Origin of the sequence: Paraburkholderia nodosa DSM 21604 (genome assembly GCF_000519185.1) — a bacterium.
Lineage (GTDB): Bacteria > Pseudomonadota > Gammaproteobacteria > Burkholderiales > Burkholderiaceae > Paraburkholderia > Paraburkholderia nodosa.
The window spans coordinates 132,236-151,068 of record NZ_JAFA01000004.1 but is presented as its reverse complement, the minus strand read 5'-3'; the positions used below and the strand labels follow the sequence as shown (position 1 = coordinate 151,068).

Below are 18,833 nucleotides of genomic sequence, written 5' to 3'. Positions count from 1 at the left end.
CCGGCAATCGCCGCCGGTTTCGCCGCTCGATTCGCCCGCCTTTGAGCCCAGCCTTTGCGAACATGCGCCTGCGCGCGGCGCCGCGCGCCTGGCTCGCTCATGGGCATGTGCCTTGCTCGACTCCCCCGCAAGTCGCCACGCGGCGCAAGCGGTTTGGTTCCGGCCTGCTCTTGCACTACTCTGAACAGGTGCCTGTCACCACGCGCAGCGCGGCACGCTCCGGCAGCCCCCGGGCGGCGCGATCGCATTTCGGCTAACCCCGACTTGCATCCCCTTCGCCTGACGTACCTGGAATACGACCGATGGAACCCCCCCACGCCTATGCGCCGCGGATCTACTTCGTCCATTCCGTCCTGGCAGGACCACTCGACGCGTGGCCGGCGCACATCGCCCGCGCGGCGTCGCTGGGCTTCGATCACGTCCTGGTCGGCGCGCTGTTCGCCTCGGGCGCGTCGGGCGACGACCGCATCGTCGCCGACCATGCGCGCCTGAACGCGGCCTTCGGCAGCCAGCTATCCGCCGACGACGCCGTGCGCGAACTCGCGCTCGCGGCGCAGTCGCGCGGCGTCACGCTGCTCGCCGATCTCGTGCTCGATCGCAGCGCCGCCGACGGCGCGCTCTACGCCGCGCATCCCGAATGGTTCCACCCTTTCGAGCCCGAAGACGCGCGCCTCAACCCACGCCACGGCCATCGCGAAGCCAACGTCGCCTATGCCGATTTCGAGCGCGCGAGCGCGCCGCTCATCGCATGGTGGACGGCGCGCGCCATCGCGCTCGTCGAAGCGGGCATCAGCGGCTTTCGTGTGGATTCGCCGCACCGCACGCCGCCCCATGTGCTGCGCGCGATCTTCGATGCCGTGCGCGCGCGCTTTCCGCAAACGCGCTGGCTCGCCGCGACGCCAGGCCTGCCGCGCGAGGCGCTCGCGCACCTCGAAGGTGCGGGCTTCGACGCGGCCTTCTCCTCGCTGCGCTGGTGGGACTTCTCGTCGAGCTGGATGATCGAGGAACACGCCGCATTGCGCCGCGTGGGCTCGCCGATAACGTTTCCAGAAGCGCCCTATGGCGCGCGCTACGCGCACGACCAGGAAGGCGCCGCCGATGCGCGCGCGCTCGAGCGCGCCTATCGCCGCATGCTGCGCGCGGCCACCGCGCTCGGCACCGGCTGGCTCATGCCGATGGGATTCGAATATGGCGTGGACGAAGCGACCTCGCACAGCGGCAACAGCGCACAGGCGTGGGAAGCCGCGAAGGCGCGCGCGCCCTTCGATCTGAGCGCCGATGTCGCGCACGCCAACGCGCTGCAACGCGAAACGTGGACGCTGCAGACCAACGGTGAACTGCGCGCGCTCAATGGCCCTGGCGCGAGCGTCGCGGCGCTCTTGCGCGGCGACCGCGCGGACCTGCGCGAAGCGGACGACGCCATCCTCACGCTCATCAATCCCGCGCTCGCCGCGCCTGTGCGTGTGGATCTCTCGCGCCTGCTCGACGGCGTGCCTGGCGGCTTCACGCGCTTCGCGCCGCTCGACGCCGAAACGCTTCGCGGCGCACGCCTGCCCGCGCCGCGCGACGCGAGCGCGATCCCCGACGCGTTCACGCTGCCCGCCGGCGCATGCTGGATGTTCCGCGCGCTCGCGAGCCCGCTCGTGGTGCTCGCGCCGCCCGAAGATCGCGGCAAGACGGACACGAGCGGACACAAGAGCGTGCTCGAGGCGATCGCCGCGCCGCGCATTGCCATCGAGAGCGCGCAGCCCTCGGTCGATCACGGCCGCTTCGCCGCGAAGCGCACCGTGGGCGAGCGCTGCGAAGTGCGCGCGGCGATCTTCGCCGAGGGCCACGACCGCATCGACGCCGCCGTGCTCTGGCGCGCCGTCGACGAAACCGCCTGGCACGAGTCGCTAATGACGCCCGTGCCGCCCGCGGGCACCGACCTGTGGGCGGGCCACATTCCGCTCGATCGCGTCGGACGCTACGAGTACGTCGTGATTGCGTGGCGCGACGACTTCGCCTCGCTCGCGGAACATCTGCACAAGAAGCGCGCGGCGAACCAGCCCGTCGATCTCGAGCTGGAGGAAGCGAGCCGCCTGTTCGCGCTCGTGCTCGCCACCGCGGAAACATCGGGCACGGGCGACGACGACCAGAAGCGCACCAACGAAACACTCGACGCCATCGTCAAACGCTTCATTGCTGCGGACACCGAAACACGCTGCGCGATCATCGCCGCGCCTTCGACCGCTACGGCCGTTCGCGCCGCGCGCCATCGCCCGTTTCTCTCACGCGACACGATCGTCAATCGCGTGGATGCGGAGCGCGGCACCGCGCGCTTCGCGAGCTGGTACGAGATCTTCCCGCGCTCGATGAGCGACGACGAATCGCGCCACGGCACCTTCGACGACGTGATCGCGAAGATGCCGCGCATTCGCGAAATGGGCTTCGACGTGCTGTATTTCCCGCCGATCCACCCCATCGGCCAGGCGAACCGCAAGGGGCGCAACAACACGCTCAATGCGCAGCCCGGCGACGTGGGCAGCCCCTACGCCATCGGGGCGGCCGAAGGCGGCCACACCGCGGTGCACCCGCAACTGGGCACGCTCGAGGACTTCTGCCGCATGCTTGCCGCGGCGCACGAGCAAGGCCTCGAAATCGCGCTCGATTTCGCGATTCAATGCTCGCCCGACCACCCGTGGCTGAAGGCGCATCCCACCTGGTTCGCATGGCGGCCCGACGGCACGCTGCGCTACGCCGAAAACCCGCCGAAGAAGTACCAGGACATCGTGAACCCCGAGTTCTACGCGCACGACTCGAAGCCTGATTTGTGGCTCGCACTGCGCGACGCGATTCTGTTCTGGGTGGACACGGGCGTGCGCATTTTCCGCGTGGACAACCCGCACACGAAGCCGCTGCCGTTCTGGGAATGGATGATCGCCGACGTGCGCGCGCGCCACCCCGACGTGATCTTCCTCTCCGAAGCCTTCACGCGGCCGCGCCTCATGTACCGGCTCGCCAAGCTCGGCTTCTCGCAGTCGTACACGTATTTCACATGGCGCGAATCGAAGCGCGATTTCACCGAGTACCTCACCGAACTCACGCAAACCGAGGTGCGCGACTTCTATCGGCCGAACTTCTTCGTCAACACACCCGACATCAATCCGCGCCATTTGCAGACCGGCGCGCGCTCGAGCTTCCTGATCCGTGCCGCCCTGGCCGCGACGCTATCCGGGCTGTGGGGCGTGTACTGCGGCTTCGAACTGTGCGAAGGACGCGCCATGCCCAATTCGGAAGAATATCTGGACTCCGAAAAATACCAGCTGCGCGCATGGGACTGGCATCGCCCCGGCAACATCGTCGCGGAGATCGCCACGCTCAACCGCATCCGGCGCGCGAACCCGGCGCTGCACACGCATCTCGGCATCACGTTCCTCGACGCGCGCAACGACTCGCTGCTGTGCTTCGAGAAGGCCACGCCCGCGCGCGACAACGTGCTCGTCGTGGCCATCAATCTCGATGCCTTCACCGAGCAGGGCGCCGACTTCGAACTTTCGTGGGCAACGTTCCAGCGCTGGCACCTCGACGACCACGCCCCCCTCAATGTGGTCGACGAAATGACCGGCGAGCGCTTCGAGTGGCGTGGGCGCTGGCAGCATGTGCGGCTCGACCCGCATGCGCGCCCGTTTGCGATCTGGCGCATCGAGCCCGCGAAGGGCCTGCCGCGCGAAGAACCGCTGCCTGAACACGCCGACGAGCACATCGAGGGCCATCCCGAACTGGACGCGGACTTCCCGCCCGGAGGAGCGACATGAAACGCGACCCCGCTACGCACGAGCCTGTGGCAACGAACGTGCAGACCGTCACGCGAGACTCGACCGCACACGACCCACACGATGAGGAGCGCGCCACGCAACGGCGCGGCAGGCCGTCAATGCTTTCCGACGACCCGCTCTGGTACAAGGACGCGATCATCTACCAGGTGCACCTGAAATCGTTCTTCGATTCGAACAACGATGGCGTGGGCGATTTCCCCGGCCTGCTCGCGAAGCTCGACTACATTGCCAGCCTTGGGGTCACGGCGGTCTGGCTGCTGCCGTTCTACCCCTCGCCGCGCCGCGACGACGGCTACGACATCGCCGACTATCGCAACGTGCACCCCGACTACGGCCAGCTCGCCGACGTGCGACGCTTCATTCAGGAAGCGCATGCGCGCGGCATCCGCGTGATCACCGAACTGGTCATCAACCACACTTCGGACCAGCACCCGTGGTTCCAGCGCGCGCGCCGTGCCAAGCCCGGCTCGAATCATCGCAACTACTATGTGTGGTCCGACACCGACCAGAAGTACCAGGGCACGCGCATCATCTTCATCGACACGGAGCCATCGAACTGGACGCACGACCCGGTGGCGGGCGCGTACTACTGGCACCGCTTCTATTCGCACCAGCCCGACCTGAACTTCGACAATCCGGCCGTGCTGCGCGAGGTGCTGCAGGTCATGCGCTTCTGGCTCGACATGGGCATCGACGGGCTGCGTCTGGACGCCGTGCCTTACCTCGTGGAGCGTGAAGGCACGAACAACGAGAACCTGCCCGAAACGCATGGCATTCTCAAACGCATCCGCGCGGCCATCGACGAGCACTACCCGAACCGAATGCTGCTGGCCGAAGCGAACCAGTGGCCGGAAGACGTGCAGGAGTACTTCGGCAACGAAGACGAATGCCACATGGCGTTCCACTTCCCGCTCATGCCGCGCCTCTACATGGCGATTGCGAGCGAGGACCGCTTCCCGATTCTCGACATCATGAAGCAGACGCCTGACTTGCTGCCGAGCTGCCAGTGGGCGATCTTCCTGCGCAATCACGACGAACTCACGCTCGAAATGGTGACTGACTCCGAGCGCGACTACCTCTGGAACACCTACGCGAGCGACCGGCGCGCGCGCCTGAACCTCGGCATTCGCCGTCGTCTCGCGCCGCTCATGGAGCGCGACCGGCGCCGCATCGAACTCATCAACTCGCTGCTGCTCTCCATGCCCGGCACGCCCGTGATCTATTACGGCGACGAACTCGGCATGGGCGACAACATTCACCTGGGCGACCGCGACGGCGTGCGCACGCCGATGCAGTGGTCGTCGGACCGCAATGGTGGCTTCTCGCGCGCCGACCCCGAACAGCTCGTGCTGCCGCCGCTCATGGGCTCGCTCTACGGCTACGACGCCATCAACGTCGAAGCGCAAAGCCGCGACCCGCATTCGCTGCTCAACTGGACGCGCCGCATGCTCGCCACGCGCCGCGCGAAGCAGGCGTTCGGGCGCGGCACGATCCGCTTCCTGCGGCCTGCGAACCGCAAGATCCTCGCGTACCTGCGCGAAATGCCCGGCGAAGCGCCGATCCTGTGTGTGGCGAATCTGTCGCGCGCGCCGCAGGCGGTGGAACTCGATCTTTCCGAGTTCGCGGGCATGTCCCCCGTCGAGATGACGGCCGACTCCGTGTTCCCGGCCGTCGGGCAGTTGCCCTATCTGCTGACATTCCCGCCCTACGGCTTCCTGTGGTTCCTCCTGAGCGCGGGCGATCAGCGGCCTTCGTGGAGCCAGCCGACCTCGGAGCAATTGCCCGAGTTCGTGACTGTGGTGATCCGCGAAGGGCAAGCCGGTGCGACGCCCGAAAACGTGCGGCTGCTCGAATCGGAAGTGCTGCCTTCGTGGCTCTCGCGTCGCCGCTGGTTCGCCTCCAAGGACAAGCCACTGCGCGCCGTGCGTCTCGCGGCGCTCACGACGATTTACGGCGCGGGCTTCGCGTTCACGGAGATCGAGGCCGAGCTTGCGGATGGCACGAGCGAGCGCTACGTCCTCCCAATCGCCATTACGTGGGGCACCGAAATCACCACGCCGCTGCACATTCAGCTCGCGCTCTCGCGGGTGCGGCGCGGCCGCACGGTGGGCTATCTCACGGATGCGTTTTCGCTGCCGTGGTTCGCCTACGGCGTGCTGCGCAAGCTGCGCGAGCGCGCCGCGGTGCCTACCGTGCAGCAGAGCACGATCCGCTTCGAGCCGACCGAGCGCCTCGACGAACTCGACTTTGGCGACACGCCGGAAGTGCGCTGGCTCGCCGCGGAGCAGAGCAACAGCTCGCTCGTGATCGCGGAAACCCTCGTGCTCAAAATCGTGCGCCGCCTGATGGCGGGCGTGCACCCCGAAGCGGAAATGAGCCGCTACCTCACGAAGCTCGGCTACGCGAACACCGCGCCGCTGTATGGCGAAGTGGTGCGCGTCGATCCCGCGGGCGTGCCGCATACGCTCATCATCGTGCAAGGTTTCATCGACAATCAGGGCAACGCGTGGGACTGGGCGCTCGACTATCTGCGCCGCACGATCGACGAACTCGCTCTCGCGGTGGACGACGACACGAGCGCCGACCAGGCGCACGAAGAAGAAGCCGTGCAGGGCTACTGCGCGGTGATCGGCGCCATCGGCAAGCGGCTGGGCGAGCTGCACGCGTTGCTCTCGAGACCCAGTGACGACGAAGCCTTCGCGCCCGTTGCCGCGACCCCCGAGGACGTGCGCGCCTGGATAGCCGACGCGAAGTCCATGCTCAACGAAGCGCTCGACATCGTCGCGCGGCATACGGGCGAAGACGAGCAAATGCTCGACGACGACGCACGCGATCTCGCGCGCAGCCTGATCGATCGGCGCAAGGCGCTTGTCGCGAAGATCGACGAACTCGTGCCGGACGACACCAAGGCCGCGCGCATCCGCATCCACGGCGATTTCCACCTGGGCCAGGTCCTGCTTTCCCAGGGCGACGCGTATTTGATCGACTTCGAAGGCGAGCCCGCGCGGGCGCTCGAATACCGGCGCGCCAAGGCCTCGCCGCTGCGCGACGTGGCGGGCCTGTTGCGCTCGCTCTCGTATGCGGGCGCCGCCGCGCAATCGACGCTCGAAAGCGCGCCGCAGCAAGTCGTCGATCGCAAGCGTGCCCTGTTCGAACGCTTCCGCGGCTATGCGGCCGAAGCGTTCCTGAGCCAGTACCGCGCAGCCGTGGCAGAAGGACCGCTTACGCTCGTCAGCGCTTCGCAGGAGCAGGCGCTGCTCGACCTGTTCCTGATCGAGAAAGCGGCTTACGAGATCCGCTACGAAGCGGCCAACCGCCCCACCTGGCTCGCGCTGCCGGTACGCGGTCTCGCGGCGCTGGCGGCCCGCGTGCTCGGGCTCACGCCCACGCAGTCCACGCAATCGCATTCCGGCGGAGGTGGCCATGGTTGAGCGCGCGGCCCAAGCCGGCCTGAATCCCCACGACGCCGACGCACTCGCCGGTGCGTACCACTCCGATCCTTTCTCTGTGCTCGGGCTGCACTGGGTGGACGGCGCCCCCTACGTGCGCGCCTGGCTGCCGAACGCCTCGGGCGCGAGCGTGGTGGCGCGCGACCGCGCCCACACGCTCGGCGAACTCTCGCTCGTGCATCCCGCAGGACTCTACGCAGGGCCGCTCGCGGAAGCGGTGCCCTACCGGCTCGTGGTCGACTGGCATGGCGTGAGCCAGGAAATCGAGGATACCTATTCATTCGGCCCGCATCTCTCCCACGAAGCGCTCGTACGTCTCGCGGACGGCGACCCCTACGCCGTGCTCGAATGCCTCGGCGCGCGGCCCGTGACTTGCGATGGCGTACCCGGCGTGCGCTTCGCTGTCTGGGCGCCGAATGCGAAGCGCGTCTCCGTGGTGGGCGACTTCAACGCGTGGGACGGGCGGCGTCACCCCATGCGGCTGCGCCACGAAGCAGGCGTATGGGAGCTTTTCATTCCGCGTGTGGCGCCCGGTGCGCGCTACAAGTACGAGATACTCGGCGCGCGCGGCGTGGTCCTCCCGCTCAAAGCCGATCCCTGCGCGCTGCAGACGGAATGCCCGCCGGGCACGGCGTCGATCGTCGCGCCCGTCGAAGCGATCGATCACTACGCCTGGCGCGATCAGGAGTGGTTGCAAACGCGCGCCGAACGGCAGAACGCGCGCGCGGCCATGTCGGTCTATGAGGTGCATGCGCCTTCATGGCTGCCTACGCAAGGCGCGGACGCCCCCGCGCCCGACTGGGGCGCGCTCGCCGAGCGCCTGATCCCCTACGCGCAGGGCATGGGCTTCACGCACATCGAATTGCTGCCGGTGGCGGAACATCCGTTTGGCGGCTCGTGGGGCTATCAGCCGCTAGCGCAGTTCGCCCCCACCGCGCGTCTTGGCGCGCCGGTGGACTTCGCGGCATTCGTCGATCGTGCGCACGAAGCGGGCCTTGGCGTGATTCTCGACTGGGTGCCCGCGCACTTCCCGAACGACGCGCACGGTCTCATCGATTTCGACGGCACGGCGCTCTACGAGCATGCCGACCCGCGCGAGGGCTATCACCCCGACTGGAACACGATGATCTACAACCTGGGACGCCGCGAGGTGAGCGCGTTCCTGGTCGCGTCGGGCCTTGCGTGGCTCATGCGCTACCACGTGGATGCGCTGCGCGTGGACGCGGTCGCCTCGATGCTCTACCGCGACTATTCGCGCGCGCAAGGCGAGTGGGTGCCCAACATCTACGGCGGCCGCGAAAACCTCGAATCGATTGCGTTTCTCAAGCGCCTCAATCACGAAACTCAATACGTTCCGCAACGCCCCGGCGTCATCACCATTGCTGAGGAATCCACAGCATGGCCAGGCGTCACGGCGCGCCTCGAGGATGGCGGCCTCGGCTTTCAGTTCAAGTGGAACATGGGCTGGATGCACGACACGCTGCGCTACATGCACGAAGACCCCGTTTATCGCCGCTTTCACCATCACCTGATGACGTTCGCGATGGTCTACGCGTGGTCCGAGCGCTTCGTGCTGCCGCTGTCGCACGACGAAGTGGTGCACGGCAAAGGGTCGCTACTAGGCAAGATGCCGGGCGACCGCTGGCAGAAGTTCGCAAACCTGCGCGCGTATTTCGGCTTCATGTGGGCGCACCCCGGCAAGAAGCTGCTGTTCATGGGCGGCGAATTCGGGCAGATGGCCGAATTCGATCACGACGGCACGCCGCACTGGAACCTGCTCGACGACCCGCTGCACCGCGGCGTGCAAACGCTCGTGCGCGACCTCAACCGCCTCTACGCGAGCGAGCCTGCGCTCTACACGCTCGACTCGGAACCGGGCGGCTTCGAATGGCTGGTTTCCGACGACAACGAAAACAGCGTGCTCGCATGGCGCCGCGTGGACGGCTCGGGCCGCGAGATCGTGGTGATCTGCAACTTCACGCCGGTGCCGCGCCACGGCTACCGTATCGGCATGCCGCAGCCGGGACAGTGGGAAGAGGCACTCAACACCGACGCCGAGGTGTACGGCGGCTCGAACATCGGCAACGGGGGCCTCGTCACCACGGAGAGCGTGGTGAGCCACGGCAAGCCGCAGTCGGCCGCACTCGTCCTGCCGCCGCTCGGCACGCTGATCCTGCGCCTGCGCCGATAAGTCGGCGCGGCGCGGCACGGCGGCGGGATTGGATCAGGAACCCGATGCAAAACGAAGAACAACACATGGAGCATCGTCATGGCAAACGGTCCGCCTGAGCGCCTGCTGCCCGGCTCCCCCTGGCCGCTCGGGGCGACGTGGGACGGACTCGGCACCAACTTCGCCGTGTTCTCCGCCCACGCATGGCGCATCGAGCTGTGCCTCTTCGACCCCACCGGCCGCAAGGAACGCATTCGCTACACCTTGCCCGAATGCACCGACGAGGTGTGGCACGGCTATCTGCCGGGCGCGCATCCCGGCACCGTCTACGGCCTGCGCGCGCATGGGCCCTATCAGCCGCATCTGGGGCACCGCTTCAATCCGCACAAGCTGCTGCTGGACCCCTACGCGAAGCAGCTCATCGGCCAGTTCCGCTGGTCGGACACGCTCTATGGCTACCGCGCGCATTCGAACCGCGTGGACCTCTCGATCGATCGGCGCGACTCGGCACCGGCCATGCCCAAGTGCGTGGTCGTGAACGACAACTTCGACTGGTCGCGCGACCGGCGGCCCAATACGCCGTGGGGCGACACTGTGATTTACGAAGCGCATCTGCGCGGTCTTTCGATGCAGCGTCACGATTTGCGCACGCACATGCGGGGCACCTTCGCCGGGCTAGCCGCGCCGCGTTTCATCGAGCACCTGCACAAGCTCGGCGTGACGGCCATCGAGATCCTGCCAGTCCACGCGTTTCTCTCCGAGCGCTTTCTGATCGATCGCGGGCTGCGCAACTACTGGGGCTACAACGCGGCCGCGTTCTTCGCGCCCGAGCCCAGCTACCTGGTGGGCTACGACACCGACGAAATGCGCATCGCCGTGCGGCAGCTTCATGCGGCGGGTATCGAAGTCTTTCTCGACGTGGTCTACAACCACACCTGCGAAGGCGGCGAAATGGGGCCTACCGTCTCGTGGCGCGGCCTCGACAACGCCAGCTATTACCGCTGCGTGCCTGGCGACGAGCGCCACTTCATCAACGACACGGGCTGCGGCAACACACTCGACCTCTCGCATCCGCGCGTGCTGCAGATGGTCGCCGACTCGCTGCGCCACTGGACCACGTCATATGGCATCGACGGCTTTCGCTTCGACCTCGGCGTGACACTCGGGCGCGAGCCCGCGGGCTTCGACCCGAACGGCGGCTTCTTCGACGTGCTGCGCCAGGACCCGGTGCTTTCGCAGTGCAAGCTGATTTCCGAGCCGTGGGACGTGGGCCCGGGCGGTTATCAGCTCGGCAATCACCCGCCCGGCTTTTCCGAATGGAACGATCGGTTTCGCGACAGCGTGCGGCGCTACTGGCGCGGCGCGCCGGGCCAGCGCGCCGACCTCGCGGCGCGCCTGACCGGCAGCGCGGACCTGTTCGACAAACGCAAGCGCCGGCCCTGGGCGTCGATCAATTTCGTCACCTCGCACGACGGCTTCACGCTCGCCGACCTCGTTTCGTACGAGCGCAAGCATAACGAGGCCAACGGCGAAGAGAACCGCGACGGTCACAATGAAAACTGGAGCGCGAACTGGGGCGTGGAAGGCCCGACCGACGACCCCGCCATCCTCGCCACGCGTGCGCGCGTGGCCCGCTCGATGATGGCCACGCTCCTCATCGCGCTCGGCACGCCCATGCTGCTCGCGGGCGACGAGGCCTGCCGCACGCAACGCGGCAACAACAACGCGTACTGCCAGGACAACGACATTTCGTGGTTCGACTGGGCGCTCGCCGACACGCCCCAGGGCAAGGCCATGACGCGTTTCGCCGCGCGCGTGATCGCGCTGCGCCGCGAGCATCCGCTGCTGCACGAAACGCGCTTTCTGTTCGGCGAGCGCGAACTGATGCCCGGCGTGCACGACATCGACTGGTTCGACGAACGCGGCGAGTCGCTCTCGCCCGAGGCCTGGCACGACCCGGAAGCGAGCGCGTTCACCATGCGGCGCGCGGGAGCGGGACTCCACGGCCAAATGGAAGTATTGTTGATGATGCTGAACGCCTCGCAGGGCGCGGTGACGTTCGTCGCGCCCGCGCCGCGCATGGCATGGGAGGTGCTGCTCGATACCGCGCGTCCCGACGCGGCGCCCTACGCGCTGCCCGACACGACGTACGAGCTGGCTGCGCGCGCGCTCGCCGTGCTCCGCGCCCGTCCGGCGCGAGCCGACACGCACCGGCCAGCGGGCACGCGCGGCGACGCGCCCACGCCGGACCCGCGCCGCACGCCGGGCGCGTCCGGGTCGGTCGCCCCCGCGGGCCCGGACGAAGCCGCCGCTGGATAGGAACAGGACGCAACCAGGAATCCACCATGTCCCCGCTTTCGCACGATCCGCACACCCGCCAGTACATGCATTGCCTGCCGTTCGGCGCGCAGTTGATCGGCGCGGCGCACGCGCAGCCGCATACGCGCTTTCGCTTCTGGGCGCCGTCGTGTCAAACGGTGCAGGTCGTGTTCGAGAACGTGAGAGACGCACCGCCGCTCGACATGACGCCGAGCGGCAACGGCTGGTTCGAAGCGCAGGCGCCGTGCGGGCCGGGCACGCTATACCGCTACTGCATCGACGGCCAGCAACGCGTACCCGACCCCGCATCGCGCTTCCAGCCGCAGGGCGTACACGGACCGAGCGAAGTGCTCGACCCGCGCGCGTACGCCTGGCAGCATGCGCACTGGCAAGGGCGCCCCTGGGAAGAGACCGTGATCTACGAGCTGCACGTGGGCGCGCTGGGCGGATATCAGGGTGTAATGAAACGACTGCCCGCGCTGGCAGCGCTTGGCGTGACGGCCGTCGAACTCATGCCGCTCAACGACTATCCGGGCGAGCGCGGCTGGGGCTACGACGTCGTGCTGCCTTACGCGCCGCACGCGGCCTATGGCAGTCCTGAAGAACTGAAGGCGCTGGTCGATGCCGCGCATGGGCTGGGGCTGCAGATGTTCATCGACGTCGTGTACAACCATTTCGGCCCCGACGGGAACTGGCTCGGCCACTATGCCAAGCCGTTTTTCCGCCAGGACGTGAAGACACCGTGGGGCGAAGCGCTCGACTTCGACCGCTTCGAAGTGCGCGACTTCTACTGCGACAACGCGCTCTACTGGCTCACGGAATATCGCTTCGACGGTCTGCGCATCGACGCTGCGCACGCGATCGGCAACATCGACTGGCTGCGCGAACTGGCCGACCACGTGAAGGCGCGCGTCGAGCCCGGCCGCCATGTGCACCTCGTACTCGAAAACGAGCACAACGAAGCCAATCTGCTCGAATCGCACTTCAGCGCGCAATGGAACGACGACGCGCATCACTGCTTTCACGTGCTACTGACCGGCGAATCGGAAGGCTACTATCGCGCCTTCACGGACTCCCCCATCGGCAAACTCGCGCGCGTGCTCGGCGAAGGCTTCGTGTACCAGGGCGACCCGTCGCCCGTGCATGCGGGCGAGCCGCGCGGCGAACCGAGCGCGCACCTGCCGCCCACCGCGTTCGTGATGTTCTTGCAGAACCACGACCAGATCGGCAACCGCGCGCTCGGCGACCGGCTGCGCACGCTGGCCGACGACGACGCCCTGCGCGCGGCCACGGCAATGCTGCTGCTATCGCCGCAAATTCCGCTGCTCTTCATGGAAGAGGAATACGGCTCGACGCAGCCGTTCCAGTTCTTCACCGCCTTCACCGGTCAGCTCGCCGATGCGGTACGCGAAGGCCGCCGCCGCGAATTCAAGGCATTCACCGCGTTCAATGACGAGGCTAGCCGCGCGCGCATTCCCGATCCGAACGATCTGCAGACCTTCCTGAATTCGTCGCCGCTGGCCGACGCGCCGCTCGACGGCGAACGGCTCGAATGGATGCACTTCTACAAATCGGCGCTATGCGTGCGTGCGCATTTGCTGATGCCGCGCCTGCGCCACGCACGTGCGCTCGGCGCGACGGTGCTCGCCGACGACGCCGCGAACGGCCTCGCCGCGCTCGTCGCGCGCTGGCGCCTCGACGATGGCGAAACGCTTACGATCGCGCTGAACCTGGGCCGCGACGGCGTGCCGCTCGATCCACGGCCCGAGGGCATGGTGATCTTCGAAACGCCGCCGCGTGCGCGCGACCATGCCGACAATGGCGTGCTGCCCGAGAGCGCGTGCATTGCATGGCTCACCGGCAACGTACCCGAGTATTCGAGCGAACACGACGCGCGCGTCGTGCATCGCGAGGAGCCCAACGCATGAGCATGGCGCGCCGCAGCGAAACGCTCGCGACCCTGGCCGCCCGCGCGGGCTTCGAGGTCGAATGGACCGACGCGCACGGCGCCGTGCAGCGCGTGCCCGACAGCACGCTCGCCGCCCTGCTGGAATGCGCGAGCCTGCCTTGCGCCAACGCCGCGCAAATCCGCCAGAGCACCTCCGCGCTCAATGCGGAACAGTCGGCGCGGCGACTGCCGCCGCTCATCACCACCGAATACGACAGCGCGATCGAACTGCCGCCTTCGGCCGTACGCGCGGGCAGCCACTATCGCATCGACCTCGAAAGCGGCGAGCATATCGAAGGCCGCTTCACCTCGCCGCGCGGCGAGAGCGCACTGCTCGCGCCGCTTGCGGAGCCGGGCTACCACACGCTCACCGTCAACGACCATCGCTTGACGATTGCGGTCGCGCCGCCGCACTGCCATACCGTCGCCGACGCCTGGCGCGCCCGTCACGGCGACAGCGGCGCGGTGCCGCCGCTGTGGGGCCTCGCCGCACAATTGTATGGACTCCGACGCAATGGCGACGGCGGTATCGGCGACTACACCGCGCTCGCCGCACTGGCAGCGGAAAGCGCGCGGCGCGGTGCACAGGCGCTCGCGGTCAGCCCGACCCATGCGATGTTCAGCGCCGAGCCGGGCCACTTCAGCCCCTATTCGCCTTCATCGCGCCTGTGGGTCAACGTCGCACATATCGACCCCGCCGCGGTATTCGGCGCCAAGGCCGCGCACGACGCGAGCGCGGCCGCGAACGCGCTCGACGCCTGGCGCGAACTCGAAGCCGCGCCGCTCGTGGACTGGCAGCGTGCGTTGCCGCTCAAGCTCAAGGTGCTGCGCGCGCTGTTCGAGCGCTTCGACACCGAAGAGCGCGCGAGCGGCTCGCCGCATGCCGCCGCCTTCGACGCATTCCGCGCACAGGGCGGCGAGGCGCTCGAAGACCACGCGCGTTTCGAGGCGCTGCAGGAAGCCATGCTGCGCGGCCCCGGTGGCGAGCGCCACTGGCGCGACTGGCCCGAGCCGCTGCGCGACCCGCGCAGCGCCGACGTGGCGACGTTCGCGCAGGAGCACCGTCGCGAAGTCGACTTTCACTGCTTCCTGCAATGGCTCGCGGCGCAAGGGCTCTCGGGCGCGCAGCGCAGCGCGCGCGAGGCCGGCATGGCGATCGGCCTAGTTGCCGACCTTGCCGTGGGCTGCGACGGCGCCGGCTCGCACGCGTGGTCGCTGCCGCAGGACATGCTGCAACGCGTTTCGGTCGGCGCGCCGCCCGACATCTTCAACCAGGCCGGGCAAAGCTGGGGTCTCACGACGTTCTCGCCGCGAGCCATGCACAACAACGGCTTTCGCGCGTTCATCGACATGCTGCGCGCGGCCTTCGCCCATGCGGGCGGCGTGCGCATCGACCATATCCTCGGGCTGCGCAGGCTCTGGCTCGTGCCCGAAGGCGAAAGCGCGCGCCACGGCGCGTATCTGCGCTATCCGTTCGACGACCTCGTGCGGCTCATCGCGCTCGAATCGTGGCGGCATCGCGCGATCGTGATTGGCGAAGACCTCGGCACCGTCCCGCCAGGGCTGCGCGAACGGCTCGCCGCGCACGGCCTCTACGGCATTCGCGTGCTGTGGTTCGAGCACGACGGCAAGGGTTTTCTCGCGCCCGCGCGCTGGGACCCGCACGGCGTCGCGACGACCACCACGCACGACCTGCCGACCGTCGCGGGATGGTGGAGCGGCGCGGACATCGACTGGCGCAACCGCATCGGCCAGACGCTCCCGCGTGCCGACGGGCTCGACCCCGTCGCTCTCGACCACGCGCGGCGCGCGACGGATCGCGTCGCGCTCTGGCACGCGTTGCAGCACAGCGGGCTCGCGCCGCGCGACACCGATCCGCCGCCGGCCGACGATCCGCCCGTGAATGCCGCGCTCGCCTATGTCGCGGCAACGCGGAGCCCGCTCGTCACCTGCCCGCTCGAAGACCTGCTAGCGTTGTCCGAGCAGCCGAATCTGCCCGGCTCGATCGACGAGCATCCGAACTGGCGCCGCCGCCTGCCGCTACCCGTCGAGACGCTGTTCGCCGATGCGGCCGTCGCCGCGCGCGTCGAAGCCGTCGTACGCGCACGCGAGGCTGTCGCTCGCACGCAGGCCGACCCGAGCGCCGGTGCAGGCGCGAACGACGCCAACTCAACCGCGAACTCAACCGCCAGCTCGGCGCCACGTGCGCCCGAAAAGAAGCCGACGCCATGACACACCCTCGCGCGACGCTGCGCCTGCAGCTCCATCACGGCTTCACGTTCGTCGACGCGCTCGCGCAGCTCGACTACTTCGCCGCGCTCGGCGTGAGCCATCTCTACCTTTCTCCCGTCACGACCGCGCAGCCCGGATCGATGCACGGCTACGACACGGTCGACTACGGCACGGTGAGCGCGGAGCTGGGCGGCGAAGGCGCGCTGCGCCGCTTCGCCGCGAAAGTGCACGAGCGCGGCATGGGCATCATCGCCGACTTCGTGCCGAATCACATGGGTGTGGGCGGCGGCCACAACGCCTGGTGGCTCGACATCCTCGAATGGGGACGTCACAGCGCGTACGCGCGCCACTTCGACGTGGACTGGCACTCGCCCGACCCCGCGCTGCGCGGCAAGGTGCTGATGCCGTTTCTCGGCGCACAGTACGGCGAGGAACTCGCCGCGGGCCGCATCGAGCTGAAGTTCGACCCCGCCGCCGCGCGCTTTTACGTGCAGTACGGGCCGCACGTATGCCCGATCTGCCCGACCGATTACGCGGCGCTCCTGCAGTCCGCGAACCGCGCCGATCTCAACACGCTCGCCGGGCCATTCCAGGGCATCACGACCCAGCCCGACGATCAGGCGCGCGCCGCCGCGGGGCGCGACGCGCTGCGCGCGTTCGTCGAACGGGCCGGCACGGACCCCATCGACTTCGTTCTGGAATCCTATGCAAGCGGCGACCCGGTGCCGCGCGAGCGGCTGCACCGCCTGCTGGAGCGCCAGCATTTCCGGCTCGCGTGGTGGCGCACCGCCACCGACGAGATCAACTGGCGGCGCTTCTTCGACATCACCGCGCTCGCCGGCGTGCGTGTGGAACGTCACGACGTGTTCGAGGCCGTGCACAAGCTCGTGTTTCGCCTCTACGCCGACGGCGTGATCGACGGCCTGCGCATCGACCATATCGACGGGCTCGCGGACCCGCGCGAGTACTGCGAACGCCTGCGGCAGCGGCTCGCTGCGCTGCGCGCCACGCCGCCCTTCATCGTGGTCGAGAAGATCCTCGCGCAAGGCGAAACGCTGCGCGACGACTGGCCCGTGCAAGGCACGACCGGCTACGACTTCATGAACGACGTGGGCGCGTTGCTGCACGATCCCGCGGGCGCCGCGCCGCTCGCCGAGGCGTGGGCCGCCATTGCCGGCGACGACCGGCCGTTCGCGGCCTACGCGCTCGACGCGCGCCGCGAGATGCTGGCCGCCTATCTCCCCGCGGAACTCGACCATGTGACGCGCGCGCTGCACCGCATCGCGCGCGAACTCCCGGGCACGCGCGACACCACCTATGCGTCGGTGCATCGCGTGGCCGCGCATCTGGCCATGTCCTTCCCGATCTACCGGATCTATCCGGTGAACGGCTTGCGCAGCACGCTCGACAACCGCTATTTCGACGTTGCGCTCGACGCCGCGCGACGCGCGCTGCCGCGCGCGAGCCTCGCGGCGCTCGACCTGGTCGACGGCTGGCTAGGCGGACGCGCCCCCGAACCGGCCGCGACCAACGCCAGTAGCGGCAGCAGCAACAGTGGCAACACAACCGGCGGCGCCAGGACGCCACGCGCCGCGCCTGCCGGCGCGAACGCGAACGCGAGTGCAGCGAACAACCAGGCGAATACGCCGCTCAGCCACGCGCTCATCGCGCAACGCACGGCGCTCGCGCTGTTCTCGCAGCTCACCGCGCCGCTCGCGGCGAAGGCCACGGAGGACACGGCGCTCTATCGCTACGGCCGCCTGCTCTCGCGTAACGAAGTGGGCGCAGACCCCGACGATTTCGCGCGCACGCCGCACGACTTTCATGCGACGAACCGGCTGCGCCAGCGGCGTCCTTATGGACTGCTCGCCACGGCCACGCACGACCACAAGCGCGGCGAGGACGTGCGCGCGCGGCTCGCCGTATTGAGCGAGATTGCGGGCGACTGGAGCGCCACGCTGCGCGCCTGGTCGACGCTGAACCAGACGCATCGCCGCAACGAAGGGGCGGCCGGCGCGGCCTGGTCGCCCGGACCGACCGCCGAGGCGATGCTGTATCAAACGCTAGTGGGCTGCTGGCCGCCCGAACTGGACCCCGGCGACGAAGCGGGCGTGCACGCGCTCGCGGAGCGCGTCTCGACGTGGCTGCTCAAAGCGTTGCGCGAAGCGAAGCTGCGCACGAACTGGCTCTCGCCTGACGAAACCTATGAATCGGAGTGCCAGGCATTTCTCTTCGATATCCTCGCACCGCAACGGCGCGACGGCTTCCTGCACGCGCTGGCCGAATTCGTCGCGCGCGTGGCGCCCGCAGGGGCGCTCAATTCGCTGCTGCAAACGGTGCTGCGGCTCACCTCGCCGGGCGTCCCCGATCTCTATCAGGGCACCGAACTCTGGGACTTCAGCCTCGTCGATCCGGATAACCGGCGGCCCGTCGATTACGCCGCTCGCGCGGCCGCGCTCGATGAGCAAACGCCCGCCGCGAAGCTGAAGGACTGGCGCAACGCGCAGGTGAAGCTGGCCACCGTGCACCGCCTGCTCGCGCTGCGCTCGCGCGCGCCCGAACTGCTGCGCGAAGGCGACTATCTGCCGCTCACGGTCAGCGGCGCGCAGGCCTCACATGTGATCGCGTTCGCGCGCCATCACGGCAACGCGTGGGCCGTCGTGATCGGCACCCGCCTCGCGGCGGGGTTGCTGGATGGCGACACCCCGCTCGTCGCGCCCGAACGCTGGGAAGATACGGCCGTCGAATTGCCGAAAGGATGCGCGCCAGCCACGCTGCACGACTGGCTCAGCGACGCCACGCACACGGTGCCCGAAGGCGGCACGTTCGCACTGCGCGACATCCTGGGCGCAATGCCCGTAGCCGTGCTCTCCACACTCGCGCGCGGCTGAGCGGCA

Annotated in this window: 7 protein-coding genes; all 7 read left to right on the top strand. The window is 68.4% G+C overall.

Features of this window, described 5'->3' with window-relative positions; genetic code table 11:
- Positions 1-302: 302 nt before the first annotated feature.
- The 7 genes from A3CW_RS45530 (at position 303) to treY (ending at position 18,827) form a co-directional block, all read left to right on the top strand.
- On the top strand, positions 303-3,797 hold the full coding sequence (locus tag A3CW_RS45530) for a maltotransferase domain-containing protein (RefSeq protein WP_063750813.1): 3,495 nt from the start codon (positions 303-305) through the stop codon (positions 3,795-3,797).
- The gene (treS, locus tag A3CW_RS45525) at positions 3,794-7,249 is read left to right on the top strand and encodes a maltose alpha-D-glucosyltransferase (RefSeq protein WP_081771552.1); all 3,456 of its coding nucleotides are present in this window, start codon (positions 3,794-3,796) and stop codon (positions 7,247-7,249) included. Before A3CW_RS45530 ends, treS begins: the two co-directional genes overlap by 4 nt.
- Positions 7,242-9,458 (top strand): 1,4-alpha-glucan branching protein GlgB, encoded by a 2,217-nt coding sequence (glgB, locus tag A3CW_RS0107090; RefSeq protein WP_028202938.1) that lies wholly within the window; start codon positions 7,242-7,244, stop codon positions 9,456-9,458. Before treS ends, glgB begins: the two co-directional genes overlap by 8 nt.
- 78 nt (positions 9,459-9,536) lie before the next feature.
- Positions 9,537-11,756, top strand: a complete 2,220-nt coding sequence (gene glgX, locus A3CW_RS45520; protein WP_081771551.1) for a glycogen debranching protein GlgX — start codon at positions 9,537-9,539, stop codon at positions 11,754-11,756.
- Positions 11,757-11,782: 26 nt separating this feature from the next.
- Entirely contained in the window at positions 11,783-13,684 is a 1,902-nt protein-coding gene (gene treZ / locus A3CW_RS0107080; protein ID WP_028202937.1) for a malto-oligosyltrehalose trehalohydrolase, read from the top strand.
- The gene (malQ, locus tag A3CW_RS0107075; protein ID WP_028202936.1) at positions 13,681-15,936 is read left to right on the top strand and encodes a 4-alpha-glucanotransferase; all 2,256 of its coding nucleotides are present in this window, start codon (positions 13,681-13,683) and stop codon (positions 15,934-15,936) included. The genes treZ and malQ overlap by 4 nt, the downstream gene beginning before the upstream one ends.
- Entirely contained in the window at positions 15,933-18,827 is a 2,895-nt protein-coding gene (gene treY / locus A3CW_RS0107070) for a malto-oligosyltrehalose synthase (protein WP_028202935.1), read from the top strand. The genes malQ and treY overlap by 4 nt, the downstream gene beginning before the upstream one ends.
- Positions 18,828-18,833: the final 6 nt, after the last annotated feature.